Below are 14,817 nucleotides of genomic sequence, written 5' to 3'. Positions count from 1 at the left end.
ACTTTCCGATCAAGATCTTCAGGAGACGCCCGATGATGAACACCAAGCGCACGACCCTCGCCCGGCTGCTGGCCGGCTGCGGCCTGCTGGCCGCGGCCGCATTGCCCGTGCAGGCCGCCGACGCCTGGCCGAACAAGCCGCTGAAGATCATCGTGCCGTACCCGCCGGGCGGCTCGTCGGACATCATCGCGCGCGCGATCAGCCAGCCGCTGTCCGAGGCGCTGAAGACGACGGTGGTGGTCGAGAACAAGCCGGGTGCCAACGGCAACACCGGCACCGACTTCGTCGCCAAGGCCAACGACGGCCACACCCTCCTGCTGTGCGACGTCGGCGCGCTGGCGATCACCGCGTCGGTCTATTCGAAGCTGCCGTTCGAGCCGTCGAAGGACCTGAAGGGCGTGACGATGCTGGCGTACTCGCCGCACCTGCTGGTCGTGCATCCGTCGGTGCCGGCGAACAACCTGAAGGAGCTGGTCGCGCTGTCGAAGAAGGACAAGCTCAACTTCGCAGTCACCGCGATCGGCTCGGCGCCGCACCTGGCCGGGGTCGCGGTCGAGAAGGCCACGCAGGCGAACTGGACCTACATCCCGTACAAGGGCGGCGCGCAGGCCATCGGCGACACGGTCGCCGGCCAGACGCAGGTGATGATGAACGGCATGCTGGCCACCTTGCCGCATGTGCAGTCGGGCAAGCTGAAGGTGCTGGGCGTGTCGAAGGCGACGCGCGTGCCGCTGCTGGCGCAGGTGCCGACGATCGCCGAGCAGGGTGTCAAGGGCTTCGAGTCCGGCACCTGGCAGGGCGTGCTGGTGCCCGCGGGCACGCCGGCGCCGGTGATCGCGAAGCTCAACGCCGAGCTGACGCGCATCATCCGCAGCCCGGAGGTGCGCGAGCGCCTGGTGTCGCAGGGTGCCGAGGTGTACACGATGACGCCGGCCGAGTTCTCCACCTTCTTCGAGCGCGAGCGCAAGAACTGGGCGGGCGTCGTCGCGCAGGGCGGGGTCAGGCCCGAGTGACGTTGCGGCGCTGAATCACGACCATCGATCAACGTCACCGCCCGTGGAGAACGCCATGCGAGAGAACCGATTGCGCAGCCTGTGGCGCGAGGACAAGCCGGTGCTCAACGGCTGGCTTGCGGTGCCCAACGGCTTCAGCGCCGAGGTGATGGCCAATCAGGGCTGGGACAGCCTGACCATCGACCTGCAGCATGGCGTGGTCGACTACCAGGCGATGGTCGGCATGCTGCAGGCGGTGTCGACGACGCAGACGATGCCTGTCGTGCGCGTGCCCTGGCTCGATCCGGCCGCGCTGATGAAGACGCTGGACGCCGGCGCGTACGGTGTCATCTGCCCGATGGTCAATACGCCCGACGATGCCGCGAAGCTCGTTTCGTGGACGCACTACGCGCCCCAGGGCGGCCGCAGCTTCGGGCCGGTGCGCGCATCGATCTACGGCGGGGCCGACTACCCCGAGCGCGCCAACGACACCATCGTGGTCTTCGCGATGATCGAGACCCGGCAGGCGCTGGACAACCTCGACAAGATCCTGGCGGTCGAGGGCCTCGACGGCGTCTACGTCGGCCCATCCGACCTGTCGCTGTCGCTGGGCTGCAAGCCGAGCTTCGACGACGTCGAGCCGCCGGTGGCCGACGCCATCGCCCACATCGTGCAGCGCGCGACCGCGCATGGCCGCATCGCCGGCGTGCACAACGGCCGGGTGGACGTCGCGCGCGCACGCGCCGCGATGGGCTACCGCTTTCTCACCGTGAGCTCGGACGCGCGCATCCTGGCGGCCGGCTCGCAAGCCATCGTCTCGCAATGGAAGGGCAGCGCGTCATGAAACTCGGCTTCATCGGCCTCGGCATCATGGGCACGCCGATGGCGGGCCACCTGCGCGCCGGCGGCCACGAGCTCTACGTGCACACCCGCAGCCAGGTGCCGGCCGCGCTGACCGAGGCCGGCGCGATCGTCTGCCCCAGTGCGGCCGAGGTCGCGCGGCGCGCGGACATCGTCTTCCTGATGCTGCCGGACACGCCGGACGTCGAGCGCGTGCTGTTCGGCGCCAATGGCGTGGCCGAGGGCCTGAAGGGATCTGCGGGTTCGGCGGCGGGCAAGGCGGTGGTCGACATGAGCTCGATCTCGCCGATCGAGACCAAGGCCTTCGCCGAGCGCATCGCGGCGCTCGGCGCCGACTACCTCGACGCGCCGGTGTCCGGTGGCGAGGTCGGCGCCAAGGCCGCGAGCCTGACCATCATGGTCGGCGGCAGCGATGCGGCGTTCAGCCGCGTGCAGCCGCTCCTCGCGCTGATGGGCAAGAACATCACGCACGTCGGCGAGGCCGGCGCGGGCCAGGTCACGAAGGTCGCGAACCAGATCATCGTCGCGCTGAACATCGCCGCGGTGGGTGAGGCGCTGGTCTTCGCCAGCAAGGCCGGCGCCGACCCGGCGAAGGTGCGCCAGGCGCTGATGGGCGGCTTCGCGGCCAGCCGCATCCTCGAGGTGCACGGCGAACGCATGATCAAGCGCACGTTCAACCCGGGCTTTCGCATCGGGCTGCACCAGAAGGATCTGAACCTCGCGCTGCAGGGCGCGAAGGCGCTGGGGGTGGCGCTACCGGGCACCGCCAACGTGGCGCAGCTGATGCAGGCCTGCGCGGCGCAGGGCTGGGGACAGCTGGATCACTCGGCGCTGGTGAAGGCGCTGGAGCTGATGGCGGCGCACGAGGTGGCGGGGGAGCCCTAGCCGAACGGTCGGCCCGTGGCGGACGACCCGGTCATTGCGCCGGCTGCAGCCAGGCGTCGTGCGTGATCGCGAGGGCCTGGCGCGTGTGGCGCTCGTCGACCCAGGCGCGGCCCTGGGCCAGGGCGTAGCGGATCGCGGTGCCGCGATCGTCGAACAGCGGGGTGAAGCGCATCACGCGGTCATGCGTGGCGCTGCCTTCGCCGCTTCGGATGGAGACCGATGCCGCGTAGCGGCTGTCGGACAGGCGGTGCGCCAGACTGCTGACGCGGTACTTGCCGACGTGGATGCTCTTGTTGTCGATGTTTTTGATGAGTAGCTTTCGTTGAGGCGCTCCGGATGAAGCGCGAATGGCCGGCAACGCCTGCGTGGGCGGCCGGCAAACCCGCGGCGGACGCCGCGGGCGGTGGTTCCGGTCGATCAGACCGGACGGATGTTCGAGGCCTGCAGGCCCTTCTTGCCTTGCGTCACTTCGAACTGCACGCGCTGCGCTTCGGCCAGGCTCTTGAAGCCGTCGTTGCGGATCTCGCTGAAGTGGGCGAAGAGGTCCTTGCCGCCGCCGTCCGGCGTGATGAAGCCGAAGCCCTTGCCGTCGTCGAACCATTTCACGGTTCCCGTTTCGATCGTCATGTGAATTTCTCCAGTCAATGATGCTGCGCAGCACATGCTCACGCAGTGCAGAAACACCAAGCAAATCAGTGACGGGGGGAAATTCGTCCGAGACACCCGCAGCGACTGTGCGGGGGGACCAGAGGAGTGACCTGCGAAACGACGGTCTTGTGCGTACCTACGGGGGCGTATGGTACACGTGTTGGCGCCGGCCGTCCTGAAAAGATCGTGTGGCCCCTCACGCCGCGCGTCCGCGGGCGCGATCTGGCTTACGCTTCAGGCCTGTCCTTGACCTTTGCTCATGCCGATGGCCCTTCGCCGCGGGACGCGCTCCCTGATACCCCTGCTCGCCGTGGCGCTGCTCGGTGGCGTGCAGCCCTGCGCCGGTGGCGACGAACCCCAGGGGCCGGCCAGCCTGCTCGATCTGCAGCCCACCGGCTGCCGCACGCTGGCCTATCCCGCCATCGCGATGGCGGCCAGGGCGCAGGGCACGACCGGTGTGGGGTTCTCGATCGGACCCGACGGCAAGGTGAACAAGGCGGTGATCGTCCGGCCGGCCGGTGCGACGCGGGAGCATCGCCTGCTCGACAGGGCCGCGGTCGAACACCTCGCGAGTTGCACGTTCCCGGTTCCGGCCGAGCCGCAGCGCATGGTGCGCATCGACTACGTCTGGAAGCACGGGTTGCCCGACCTGCCGGCGTCCGCGCCCTAGGCAAGCCACGCCGCAGACAGGAGTGCGTTCATGTCGGCCCTCGAACTGACACGCCTGCTAGATGCCCAGCCCCAGCCCGACTGCGCCGCGCTGACCCCGTTCACCATCGACGACGCCAGCTTCGACGATGGCCGCGTGGTGCTGCGCTTCGCGCCGCAGCCCGCGTTCAGGAACCACTTCGGCAACGTGCAGGGCGGCTTCGCGGTGGCGATGATCGACGTGCTGGTCTCGGTCGCCGCCTACGCGAAGACCCGGGCCTGGTTGCCGACGGTCGAGATCAAGAGCAGCTTCGTCGCGCCGGTGAAGCTCGGCGAGTGCCGGGGCGAGGGCGTCGTGCTCAAGGCGGGCAAGCAGCTCGTGTTCCTCGAGGCGCGCTTGTGGGGCGCCGACGGCAAGCTGGCGGTGCATGCGACGGCCACCGCGGTGGTGCCGGCGGCCGGCTAGCATCGGCGCATGCCAAGCGCCTTGCACGTCGAGCTCGTCACCGCATCGCAGCACGAATCGCTGGTCGAGCTGCTGCTCGAGCTGCATGCGTACTACGACGCCGGGCCGCCGATGCCGCGCGAGGCGGTGCGTTCCTACCTCGACGACTGCCTGCTGGCGCCGGATTCGCCGCTGCGGCTCGGGGTGGCGGCGGATCACGATGGCCGCGTCGTCGGGCTGGCCGCCATCATGCTGACCTGGTCGCTCGTCGAACATGCGCCCCACAGGCGCCGGCAATGCTGGCTGAAGGAGCTGTACGTGCTGTCGTCCTGCCGAAGCCAGGGCGTCGGCCGGGCGCTGATGACCTGGGTGGCGCGCCACGCGGTCGACAACGGCTGCGCGCGCATCGACTGGCCGGTGAACGCGTCCAATGCGCGAGGCATCGCGTTCTACGAAAGCCTGGGCGCGCGGCCCGTCGACGAGCGGCGCAGCTACCGGCTGGCCGGACCGGCGATGCGCGCGCTGGCCGGTTCATGACATGGTCCCTCCGCGGCCGACTTCCGCGCTGCTGCGCTTCTCCGGCGCGGCCGACTGCGACCCGCGCATCGACCCCTGGTTCGACGCGCGACCGCCCGCGCTGATGACGCTGGCCTATCCCTGGTTCGAACGCCTGCGCCGCTGCGGGCCCGACGTGCGCGAGCTCTTCCACGACGGCTGCCCGGTGGTCTGCGTCGACGATGCGCCGTTCGGCTACGTCAACGTCTTCAGCGCGCACGTCAACGTCGGCTTCTTCCACGGCGCACAGCTGCCCGATCCGGCGCGCCTGCTGCAAGGCAGCGGCAGGCACATGCGCCACGTGAAGCTGATGCCCGACGCCGTGTTCGATGCGGCCGCGCTGACGGCGCTGATCGAGGCGGCCTACCGCGACATCCAGGCCCGCGTGCACGTCGATGCCGTGCCGCGCCGTGCCTCCTGACGAGACCACCGCCCATGCCCCTGCTCCGCCAGGCAGCGATGCTGCTGAACTTCGACATCGAGCCTTCGGCGATCGCCGAGCACGATCACTGGCACACGCACGAGCACCTGCCCGAGCGGCTGTCGATCCCTGGCTTCCGTCGCGGCACGCGCTGGGTGGCCGTCAGCGGCGCGCCGCGCTACACGGTGCTGTACGAGGTCGACCGCCTGGAGACGCTCGGCTCGGCCGCCTACCTCGCGCGCCTGAACGATCCGACGCCGTGGACGCGGAAGATGATGCCGTACTACCGCGGCATGAGCCGCGGGCTGTGCACGGTGAACGGCTCGTGGGGCCATGGGCTCGGGCACTTCGCGCTGCTGCTGCGCTTCGCTTCGACGGACGAAGCGCGCGCCGGCGTGCATGCTGCGCTGGCCACGCGGCTGCCCGGCCTGCCGTCGCGCCCGGGGTTGGTCAGCGTGCATTGGCTGACCGGCGCCCTCGCCGCGGCGATGACCTCGGAGCAGCGCATCCGCGGCGCCGATGCCGGTGTCGACGGCGCGCTGCTGGTGACGGGCTACGAGCTCGAGGCGGTCGAAGCGCTGCAGGCCGGCGAGCTGTCGCCAGCCGCACTGCAGGCGCACGGCGCCATCGACCTCGTGTCGGGCATCTACCGGTCGGCCTGCACGCTCACCGCCGACGAAGCCCGGCCGTCGACGCCCTGAACGCCATGCAGCTGCCCACCCGCTACGAGGCCTTCTGGGCCATCGCCGTGCAGGCCCACCCGGCGCTGGAGCGCGGCCGTTTCCTGGAGGCGTTCGCCTTCGGCGACAGCGAGGCGCTGGCGAACGAGCTGGCCGCACTGGTGCTCGCCGGCACCAAGCGCGCGACGGCCGCTCTGGTGTGGGGCAACGAGCATGACGGCAAGCCGCAGCCGCGGCCCGGCGACCTGAGCATCGTGACGACGTGGCAGGGCGAGCCGCTGTGCCTCATCGAGACCACCGCCGTCGAGGTCGTGCCTTTCGAGGACGTGTCCGCCGAGTTCGCCCGCACCGAAGGCGAGGGCGACGGTTCGCTCGCGTTCTGGCGCCGCGAACATGCCGCGTACTTTGCGCGGGAATGCGAGCGCATCGGCCGTACGCCGGATGCGCGCATGCCGGTCGTCTGCGAACGCTTCCGGGTGCTTTACCCGCCGCCCGCGGGCGATCGTCCGGGCTGAGGCAGGGGCGGCCGCTGCGGCCGCGCGTTCATGTTGTCGATGTCGGCCGCGATGCGCCACTGGCCGTCGCCGCCGCGGCGCAACACCAGCACGAACTTGCCGACGTCGGGCTGGTTCGCCGCCGGCGCGAAGCCGCCGACGATCGTCGCCAGGTCCTGCGTCTGGTGGAAATCGATCGCCCGCAGCGCCAGCGGCGATCCGGCGGCCTTGCTGTACGCGTCGGTGATCGCGGCCGGGCCCTTGGCCGGCGGGCTGCCGTTGGGCAGCGCCATGCCATCGGCCGTGAACAGCCGGGCCAGCGCGTTCGCATCGTTCGCGGCCCAGGCCCGCTCGTAGGCGCGCAGCACCGATTCGATCTCGGGTGGCACGGCCACCGTCGGCAGCGCGGCGGGCTGGGCGATGACCGGTGCGATGCATGCCAGCAGGAAGCCGTAGAAGAGGGATTTCAGCGACATGGCATCAGCGATCGAGTGGTTCGACGGGTGACGTGCTCACGAGCTCCGTGGCGCGGCGGGCACCGCGCAGTTGGCGGCGGCGCCCAGGCCTTTCAAGTACGCGCGGCGGATCGTGCCGGCGGTGATGGCCGCGCTGACTTCCTTCGAGTAGCGCTCGGCGCCGCTCAGCTTGCGCACCCAGCCGCGGAACGGCACGATGCCCTCGGCCGCGCTGCGCACCGCGCCGACGGCGGCATCACCGACCGCGCTGCTGCCACGCTCGACGAGGCTCGGGTTGCTGTCGGTGGCCGGCGTGTCGAGGTCGGCGCCGAGCGCGGCGTCGAGCGCGCGCACCTGGTCGGCCAGCGCGCCGCAATCGCGCTGCGCGGGCAGCGCATACGGCGCGCGCTGCGCCGCGGCGAGCACCGGCGGGATCTCGGCGCGCACGAGGTTGAAGTCCGACAGCGGCGTGGTCGCGGCCTGGCCGATCTGGGTCGACGGCGGCGGGCCGCCACCCTTGTCCGGCTCGGTGGAGGCGCAAGCCGCCAGGGCGGCGAGCAGCGGCGTCAGCAACAGCAGCGGATTCTTCATCGGCGCAGGATAACGCCGAAGGCAAGCGCCCAGACGGCGCCGCGCTCAGCCGCTTCGTTTCAACGTCGCGATCAATCCCGGCACCGGCTGGCGCTGATCCTCGCGGATCGGGTGTTCGTCGATCGCCAGCACCTCGAAGCCGTGGCCCGCGGCCAGCGCGTGGAGATAGCGCCGCGACTGCGCGTAGCGCGCGCTCGGCCGCAGCAGCCAGTCGTGCGCATCGTCGGCGGCTTCGACCGAGGCGCACAGCACGCCGCCCGGCCGCAGCACGCGGCGTGCGCCGGCGAACACCGCGTCGAGCGCGCCGATGTAGATGAAGACGTCGGCGGCGACCAGCAGGTCGTAGCGGGCCTCGGTCGTTCGCAGGTGCTCGGCGATGTCGGCCTGCACCAGCGAGCGGTAGACGCCGCGCCTGCGGGCGGCCTCCAGCATCGTCGGCGACAGGTCAATGCCGTCCACCGCTTCGACGAGCGGCGCCAGCAGCGGCCCGCACAGCCCGGTGCCGCAGCCCAGGTCCAGCGCGGCGCCGAAGCGCCGGCCGGCGGCCTTGGCCAGCGCGGCGACCTGCTGTGCGATCAGCTGCGGCGCGCGGTAGTGCAGCACGTCGACGAGGTGCCGGTCGAAGCCGTCCGCGTAGCCGTCGAAGAGGCCGCGCACGTAGGCGGCCGGCGACTGCGCCGGCGCCGCGTCGCCGCCGCTCACCGAGGCCAGCAGGTAGCCGTTCAGCGCCGCATCGCCGCCGTGCTCGATCGCGCGGCGGAAGCACTCGGCCGCGTCGGCGAGCGCCCCGCGGTCCTTCAGGATCGCGCCGCGGCGGCTCCAGGCGTCGGCCAGCGCCGGGTCGTGGTCCAGCGCACGTCGATAACTCTCGAAAGCCTCGTCCTCTTGCTGCAGCTCCTGCAGCGTCTGGCCACGGCGCCACCACGCGGCGGCGGCGGCCGGATCGGCCTCGAGCAGCCGGTCGAAGCAGGCCAGCGCGTCGGCCGGCCGCTGCAGGCGGTTCAATGCCAGCCCGCGGTGGAACAGCGCGACCGCGTGGCTCGGATCCTCGTCGCCGACACAGTCGTAGGCGGCCAGCGCCTCGTCGTCGCGGCCCAGGTCGGCCAGCGCATGACCGCGCTGCACCCAGGCCTCGCCGAGCGTCGGCTGCGCGGCCAGCACCGCGGCCAGGTTGTCGAGCGCGTGTTCGGGCCGCCCGAGCTTCAGCTGTGTCATCGCCAGGTTCAGCAGGGTCGAGGTGCGGCCCGGCATCAGCGCGAGCGAGGCCTCGAACTGCCGCAGCGCCTCGTCGTACTGCGCGGCCTCGAAGGCGCGCACGCCGTCGACGAAATGCCGGCGCGCGGCCTCGAAGACGTCGCCGCTCATCGCTGCGAGGTGCTATTGCAGCGCCGCAGCTCGTCGACCGCCGCGGGCGACAGCCACAGCACCGAGCTCAGGTGGCGGTCGATCATGCCGAGGATCGCCTCGCGCGGCCCGCTGCGCCAGCCGGCCGAGCCGTAGAACGCATCCTGGCGCGACTGCAGGTCGGCCAGGTCTTCATAGGCGCGCACCAGCGTGTAGCAGTCGGCCTCGTGGGCCGACGGGCCGAAGGCCACGACGTCGGTCGACCAGTCCTGCAGCATCGGCACCGCCTGCTGCGAGACGGTGGCGTGGAACGCGGCCAGCGTGCCGGGCTTCAGCTTGTACGAACGCACCTCGACCAGCCGCGGCCCGGCGCCGATGCGCTGCGCGGCGAGCAAGGCTTCGAGCCGGTCCAGGTTCTGCTCGTTGGCCGGGGCCGCGTAGGGCGCGACGCGCGCGCATTCGGCCGCGTCGTCGAACAGCTGGTGCCAGTCCACGCGCGTGCGGCCGCCAACGTCTTCGAGCGTCACGGTCAAGGTGAAGCCGTGCATCGGCCCGACGTGGCGCGCGACGAAGCGCGCCGGGCCGGCGAGCTCGGTGAACACCCATTCGTTCGGGTACTCGCTGCCATCGGGGCCGTGCATCGTCAGCCGCCAGCGGCCGCCGGGGCGCGGCTCGAAGACATCGAAGGTGTTGCGGAAGCCGGCCGGGCCGAACCAGCGCCCGAGCGGCTGCGGATCGATGAAGGCGGCGAAGACGCGCTCGCGCGGCGCGTCGATCAGGCGGCTGGTGGCCAGCGTGCGGGCGGAGAGGTCGTTCATGCGGGGGGGCTTCGTCAGGCGTCGAGCAAGTCTGCCAGCGCCTGCACCGTGCGCCAGTTGCGGCCGGTGGCCGGCGCGCCGATGCACTTGTCGATGAAGGCCGGCGTCAGCTTCGAGCCGGCGACGCTCTGCGCGTAGTGGATCCACACGGCGTCGCCGACCGTGCGGACGCGTTCGCCGGCGGCGGCGCGTTCGGCCAGGCGCGCTTCGGCGTCGTCGGCCGGCGCGCGCGCGGCCAGCAGCAGGATCACGCGGTTGGGCTCGGCCTCGGCGGCTTCGGCGAACGGGTTGCCGCCGAGGTACGGCGCCCACTGCGCGGCGCTGCGCACGATGACGTCGCTGTGGAAGCCGAAATGCTCGGTGATCGCGGCTTCCAGCCGCTTGGCCGCGGCGGCCGGCGTGCCGGCGATCGTCGCGACCAGGTTGCCGCTGGCGAGGTGGGTCTTCGCATCGGCGAAGTCGAGCTGCGCGGCGATCTCGCGCAGCGCCGCCATCGGCAGCTGGCGCCGGCCGACGTTGATCGCGCGCAGCAGGAACGCGCAGCGGGTGGAGGTCTTGGCGGCGGGCACCGGGCCATGCTAACCGCGGCACCGCGGGGCGGCCTGTCAAGCCCGCCCCGCATTTCATCTGAAATCGCCGCGTCGCCGGCGCGATACCGCGCGGCAACCGTCGCCGGCCACAGTGGGCCCATCGAACCCCACGGCGACCCTTCACGATGCAAACCCCGGCGATCGAATCCACCCTCGGCTACCGCGGCGCGGTCTACCCCTGGCACTGCGACCACATGGGCCACATGAACGTCATGTGGTACGTGGGCAAGTTCGACGAGGCGCTGTGGAACTACCTGGCGCGTCTCGGCCTGACGCCGGCCTACCTGCGCGAGCAGCGCCGCGGCATGGCGGCGGTGGAGCAGACCATCCGCTACCAGCGCGAACTGCTGGCCGGCGACACGATCGGCGTGCGCGTGCACATCGTCGAGCTGCGCGACAAGGCGCTGGTGGTCGAGCTGACGATGTTCAACGAGGTCGCCGGCCATGCCGCCGCGACGATGCGCCTGACCGCCGTGCACCTGGACACCACGCAGCGCCGCGCGGTGGCGTTCGAGGCGGCGATCGCCGACGCGCTGCGCGCGCAGCTGCAGCCCGCGGTGGAGCCGGCTTGAATCCGGATCCGCGCCTGCGCGACGGCGTGCCGCCCGCGCGGCCGCGGCGCGTGCGGCTGGTCGACGTCGAGCCGGCGCTGTGCGAGCTGCTGCACGAATGGCTGGTCGACGTGGGCACCGAGCCGCTACGATCGGCGCCGGCGCCCGTGCAGGCCGAACAGGCCGAACAGGCCGCCGATCCCGCGCGCTGCGAGCTGGTGATCACCACCGTGCACTACCCCCGCCAGAGCGACGCCCTCGCGCTGCGACAGCTCGCCGCGCGGCACGGCGATGCGCCGGTGCTGGTGCTGTCGCCGACGTTTTTCGCCGGCATCGACTGCCACGGCCCGGTCGCGCAGGCGCTGGGCGTGGCCGGCGTGCTGCCGCAGCCGGTGGCGCGCGACGCGCTGCAGGCGGCGGTGCGGCGGCTGCTGGCGCTGCCGCGGGCCGAGGGGACGGCGTGACCGCCGAACGTGTGCGCTGGCGCGCGCTGCCCTGGCTGGGCGGCCTGTTCATCGCCGCGGTCGTCGCGTTCGCCGCCTACGACATCTGGCGCGACTACCACGCGACCATCGAGGCCACCACGCGCGAGCTCGAGGCGCAGGCACTGGTCATCGGCGAGCAGACCGCGCGCAGCGTGCAGGCCATCGACGTCGTGCTGCGCCACCTCGCGCGGCAGCACCGGGCGCGCGCCTTCGACGGGCTGGACGATGCGCAGCTGCATGCGCTGCTGCGCGAGCAGGCGGTGGCGCTGGGCCAGGTGGCCGATGGCCTCGCGCTGCACGATGGCCGCGGCCGCACGCGCGCGCTGTCGTGGCTGCATCCGGTGCCGGCGGCGCTGGCCAGCGCCGCCGAGCGGCCCGCTTTCCAGCGCATCCGCGACGACCCGACCACCGAGCTGGTGATCGGCGGCACCACTCGCGGGCGGCTCGACGGCGTCAGCTTCTTCCCGATGGCGCGCCGGCTCGTCGGCGCCGACGGCCGCTTCGACGGCACGATCACCGCGCGCGGCCGCGTCGCCTATTTCCAGGACTTCTACCGCGACGTGCAGGTCGGCCCGACCTTGCGCATCGCGCTGCTGCACCACGACGGCACGCTGCTCGCGCGCCACCCGCCGGCGCCCGAGACACTGGGCCAGCGCATCGCGCAGGCCGAAGAGCGCCTGGCCGCCTACCTGGCCGGCCGCAAGCCGCCCTCGCGCATGAAGAGCCCGGTCGACGGCCATGACCGCTTCGGCGCGATGCGGCCGGTGCCGGACTACCCGCTGGTGGTCGTCGTCTCGCGCGATGCCGATGCGGTGCTCGCCGCCTGGCGTGCGCAGGCGCTGGGCTCCGGCGCACGCACGCTGGCGCTGGCAGCGCTGGCGGCGGTGCTGCTGGGCTTCGCGACGCGGCAGCTGCGGCGGCTGGATGCCGCGCGGCGCTCGCTCGAGGCCTCGCGCGAACGTTTTGCGCTGGCGGCCGCCGGCGCCGACGACGGCATCTGGGACTGGGACCTCGTGGCCGGCACCGCCTACGAGTCGGCCCGCGCGCGCGAGCTGCAGGGCCTGCCGCCGGGGCCGGAGACGCAGCCGCTGGCCGAGCTGCAGGGTTCGCTGCAGGTGCATCCCGACGATGCCGAGCGGCGCCGCGCGACGATGCAGGCGCACCTCGACGGCCAGTCGCCGGCGTACGAGGTCGACTACCGCGTGCGCCACCCCGACGGCGCCTACCGCTGGATCCGCGTGCGGGCGCTGTGCATCCGCGATGCGCAGGGCCGGCCGCAGCGCATCGCCGGCTCGGTCAGCGACATCGATGCGCGCCAGCGTGCCGAGATGGCGCTGCGCGAAAGCCAGGAGCGTTTTGCGCTGGCGGTTGCCGGCTCCGACGACGGCATCTGGGACTGGAACTACGCCGCCGGCCATGCCTTCGCGTCGGCGCGCGCGAGGCAGATCCTCGGCATGCCCGATGGTCCGGAGATGCAGTCGATCGACGCGTGGTTCGCGGCGATGCGCGAGCAGCTGCATCCGGACGACCTGGCGCAGCGCGACGCGGCGATCGCCGATCACCTGGCCGGCCGCACGCCCGCCTATGCCGGCGAGTGGCGTGTGCGCCAGCCCGACGGCAGTTACCGCTGGGTCCGCGTGCACGGCGTGTGCATCCGCGACACCGGCGGCCAGCCCTACCGCATGGCCGGCTCGGTCAGCGACATCGATGCCGAGCAGCGCGCCAAGCAGGCGCTGAAGCTGTCGGAGGAACGCTACGCGGTCGCGATGAGCGGCTCGCACGAGGCGCATTGGGTCTGGGACATCGTCGCCGACCAGGTCTTCGTCTCGCCGTACATGCGCGAGCTGTTCCGGCTGCCCGAGGGCATGGCGAACCCGACGATGCGCGCGCTGCTCGACGAGGTGCCGGTGCACGCCGACGACCGCGCGCGTGTCGAGCAGGCGGTGGCCGATCACCTGGCCGGCCGCTCGCCGCAGATCGACGTCGAATACCGGCTCGTGGTGCGCGATGTCGCCGGCACCGCCGCGCCGCGCTGGGTGCACACCCGCGCCAGCTGCTTCCGCGGCCCCGACGGCCGCGCCGAGCGGCTGGCCGGCGCGTCTGTGGAGATCAGCGCGCGCAAGAACGCCGAGATGGCGCGCGACCGGCTCGAGCTGCAGCTGCGCCAGGCGCAGAAGCTCGAGGCCATCGGCACGCTGGCCGGCGGCATCGCGCACGACTTCAACAACATCCTGTCGGCGATCCTCGGCTACGGCGAGATGGCGCAGAAGGACGCGCCCGAGCGCAGCGCGCTGCGCCGGCATGTCGATGCCATCGTCGCCGCGGGCCAGCGCGCGAAGTCGCTGGTCGAGCGCATCCTCGCCTTCAGCCGCAGCGGCATGGGCGAACGCGTGCCGGTGCCGGTGCAGGCGGTGGTCGCCGAGGCGCTGGACGGCGTGGCCGCGACCTTGCCGGCCGGCATCGTGCTCGAACGCCGGCTCGAGGCCGGCGACGCCGCGGTGCTGGGCGATGCGACGCAGATCCACCAGGTGGTGCTGAACCTGTGCGCGAACGCGGTGCAGGCGATGCGTGGCGGTGCCGATCGGCCCTTGGCGGGTGCCGCCGGGCCGGACACGCTGGCCGTGGCCGTCGAACGTGTGCAGCTCGACGCCGACCTGCCGGTGGCCACCAGCGTGCTGCAGCCCGGCCGCTACCTGCTGCTGACCGTGCGCGACACCGGTGCCGGCATCCCGGCGAACCTGCTCGAACGCATCTTCGACCCCTTCTTCACCACCAAGGAAGTCGGCGTCGGCACGGGCCTGGGGCTGTCGCTGGTGCACGGCATCGTCACCGATCTGGGCGGCGGCATCGCGGTCGACAGCGTCCTGGGCGAAGGTGCGACCTTCCGCGTCTACCTGCCCTGGCAGGGCGCGCAGGCCGATGCGCCGGTGCCGGCCGTCGACGAACCCGTCGCCGCGGGCCATGGCGAGACCATCCTGCTGGTCGACGACGAGGCGCCGCTGGTCGCGCTGGGCGAAGAGCTGCTGGCCGAGCTGGGCTACGAGCCGGTCGGCTTCTCGTCGAGCACCGCCGCGCTGCAGGCGCTTCGCGCCGATCCCGATCGCTTCCAGGCCGTGCTCAGCGACGAGGCGATGCCCGGCATGACCGGCTCGGAGCTCGCCGCCGAGATCCACCGGCTGCGGCCACACATCCCGATCGTGCTGATGAGCGGCTTCGTCAACGCCGCGCTGAGCGCCCGCGCCCGCGAGGCCGGCGTCGCCGAGGTGCTGGCCAAGCCGCTGGTCGCGCGCGACATCGCTCGTGCGTTGGCCCAGGCACTGAACCGAGTCACCCTGACCGAAGGCTGAGATCCCC

Annotated in this window: 19 protein-coding genes; 12 read left to right on the top strand and 7 right to left on the bottom strand. The window is 72.1% G+C overall.

The window, feature by feature from the left end; all coding sequences use genetic code 11:
• Positions 1-35 precede the first annotated feature (35 nt).
• From P1K89_RS05695 to P1K89_RS05685, 3 genes are read left to right on the top strand one after another with little or no spacing between them, the layout of a single operon-like run.
• Positions 36-1,013, top strand: coding sequence for a Bug family tripartite tricarboxylate transporter substrate binding protein (locus P1K89_RS05695; protein ID WP_284616317.1), 978 nt, complete (start codon positions 36-38; stop codon positions 1,011-1,013).
• 55 nt (positions 1,014-1,068) lie between these two features.
• Positions 1,069-1,836 (top strand): HpcH/HpaI aldolase family protein, encoded by a 768-nt coding sequence (locus tag P1K89_RS05690; RefSeq protein ID WP_284615406.1) that lies wholly within the window; start codon positions 1,069-1,071, stop codon positions 1,834-1,836.
• Positions 1,833-2,738 carry a 2-hydroxy-3-oxopropionate reductase gene (locus tag P1K89_RS05685; protein ID WP_284615405.1) on the top strand — a complete coding sequence of 302 codons (906 nt, stop codon included), beginning with the start codon at positions 1,833-1,835 and terminating at the stop codon, positions 2,736-2,738. The genes P1K89_RS05690 and P1K89_RS05685 overlap by 4 nt, the downstream gene beginning before the upstream one ends.
• 31 nt (positions 2,739-2,769) lie before the next feature.
• Here P1K89_RS05685 and P1K89_RS05680 read toward each other — a convergent pair whose 3' ends face one another.
• Entirely contained in the window at positions 2,770-3,096 is a 327-nt protein-coding gene (locus tag P1K89_RS05680; protein WP_350080294.1) for a DUF6566 family protein, read from the bottom strand.
• A 59-nt stretch (positions 3,097-3,155) separates the two neighbouring features.
• Positions 3,156-3,359 (bottom strand): cold-shock protein, encoded by a 204-nt coding sequence (locus tag P1K89_RS05675; RefSeq protein WP_284616315.1) that lies wholly within the window; start codon positions 3,357-3,359, stop codon positions 3,156-3,158.
• 292 nt (positions 3,360-3,651) lie between these two features.
• Here P1K89_RS05675 and P1K89_RS05670 point away from each other — a divergent pair, with 292 nt between their 5' ends.
• From P1K89_RS05670 to P1K89_RS05645, 6 genes are read left to right on the top strand one after another with little or no spacing between them, the layout of a single operon-like run.
• The gene (locus P1K89_RS05670; protein ID WP_284615404.1) at positions 3,652-4,056 is read left to right on the top strand and encodes a TonB family protein; all 405 of its coding nucleotides are present in this window, start codon (positions 3,652-3,654) and stop codon (positions 4,054-4,056) included.
• Positions 4,057-4,086: 30 nt separating this feature from the next.
• On the top strand, positions 4,087-4,500 hold the full coding sequence (locus P1K89_RS05665; RefSeq protein ID WP_284615402.1) for a PaaI family thioesterase: 414 nt from the start codon (positions 4,087-4,089) through the stop codon (positions 4,498-4,500).
• 9 nt (positions 4,501-4,509) lie between these two features.
• On the top strand, positions 4,510-5,016 hold the full coding sequence (locus P1K89_RS05660) for a GNAT family N-acetyltransferase (RefSeq protein ID WP_284615401.1): 507 nt from the start codon (positions 4,510-4,512) through the stop codon (positions 5,014-5,016).
• A 1-nt stretch (position 5,017) separates the two neighbouring features.
• A complete protein-coding gene (locus tag P1K89_RS05655; protein WP_284615399.1) occupies positions 5,018-5,455 on the top strand; it encodes a DUF1801 domain-containing protein in 438 nt (145 codons plus the stop codon).
• Positions 5,456-5,469: 14 nt separating this feature from the next.
• On the top strand, positions 5,470-6,156 hold the full coding sequence (locus tag P1K89_RS05650; RefSeq protein WP_284615398.1) for a DUF4286 family protein: 687 nt from the start codon (positions 5,470-5,472) through the stop codon (positions 6,154-6,156).
• 5 nt (positions 6,157-6,161) lie between these two features.
• Positions 6,162-6,650, top strand: a complete 489-nt coding sequence (locus tag P1K89_RS05645) for an ASCH domain-containing protein (RefSeq protein ID WP_284615397.1) — start codon at positions 6,162-6,164, stop codon at positions 6,648-6,650.
• Here the strand turns inward: P1K89_RS05645 and P1K89_RS05640 are convergent.
• The 5 genes from P1K89_RS05640 to P1K89_RS05620 are packed head-to-tail and all read right to left on the bottom strand — an operon-like array spanning position 6,617 to position 10,406.
• On the bottom strand, positions 6,617-7,105 hold the full coding sequence (locus tag P1K89_RS05640) for a YybH family protein (protein ID WP_284615396.1): 489 nt from the start codon (positions 7,103-7,105) through the stop codon (positions 6,617-6,619). The genes P1K89_RS05645 and P1K89_RS05640 overlap by 34 nt on opposite strands.
• A 36-nt stretch (positions 7,106-7,141) precedes the next feature.
• Positions 7,142-7,675, bottom strand: a complete 534-nt coding sequence (locus tag P1K89_RS05635) for a hypothetical protein (RefSeq protein ID WP_284615395.1) — start codon at positions 7,673-7,675, stop codon at positions 7,142-7,144.
• A 45-nt stretch (positions 7,676-7,720) separates the two neighbouring features.
• On the bottom strand, positions 7,721-9,040 hold the full coding sequence (locus tag P1K89_RS05630; protein WP_284615394.1) for a tetratricopeptide repeat protein: 1,320 nt from the start codon (positions 9,038-9,040) through the stop codon (positions 7,721-7,723).
• Positions 9,037-9,837 (bottom strand): SRPBCC domain-containing protein, encoded by an 801-nt coding sequence (locus tag P1K89_RS05625; RefSeq protein WP_284615393.1) that lies wholly within the window; start codon positions 9,835-9,837, stop codon positions 9,037-9,039. The genes P1K89_RS05630 and P1K89_RS05625 overlap by 4 nt, the downstream gene beginning before the upstream one ends.
• 14 nt (positions 9,838-9,851) lie before the next feature.
• Positions 9,852-10,406 (bottom strand): DUF1697 domain-containing protein, encoded by a 555-nt coding sequence (locus P1K89_RS05620; RefSeq protein ID WP_284615392.1) that lies wholly within the window; start codon positions 10,404-10,406, stop codon positions 9,852-9,854.
• A 146-nt stretch (positions 10,407-10,552) separates the two neighbouring features.
• Between P1K89_RS05620 and P1K89_RS05615 the strand changes: the two genes are divergently transcribed.
• The 3 genes from P1K89_RS05615 to P1K89_RS05605 are packed head-to-tail and all read left to right on the top strand — an operon-like array spanning position 10,553 to position 14,810.
• On the top strand, positions 10,553-10,999 hold the full coding sequence (locus tag P1K89_RS05615) for an acyl-CoA thioesterase (RefSeq protein WP_284615391.1): 447 nt from the start codon (positions 10,553-10,555) through the stop codon (positions 10,997-10,999).
• Positions 10,996-11,442 (top strand): response regulator, encoded by a 447-nt coding sequence (locus P1K89_RS05610; RefSeq protein ID WP_284615389.1) that lies wholly within the window; start codon positions 10,996-10,998, stop codon positions 11,440-11,442. The genes P1K89_RS05615 and P1K89_RS05610 overlap by 4 nt, the downstream gene beginning before the upstream one ends.
• Positions 11,439-14,810, top strand: coding sequence for a PAS domain-containing protein (locus P1K89_RS05605; RefSeq protein WP_284615388.1), 3,372 nt, complete (start codon positions 11,439-11,441; stop codon positions 14,808-14,810). The genes P1K89_RS05610 and P1K89_RS05605 overlap by 4 nt, the downstream gene beginning before the upstream one ends.
• The last annotated feature ends 7 nt before the right edge of the window (positions 14,811-14,817 follow it).

It is taken from the genome of Aquabacterium humicola (genome assembly GCF_030167915.1).
GTDB lineage: Bacteria > Pseudomonadota > Gammaproteobacteria > Burkholderiales > Burkholderiaceae_C > Pseudaquabacterium > Pseudaquabacterium humicola.
This window is presented reverse-complemented; position numbering and strand designations above follow the sequence as displayed.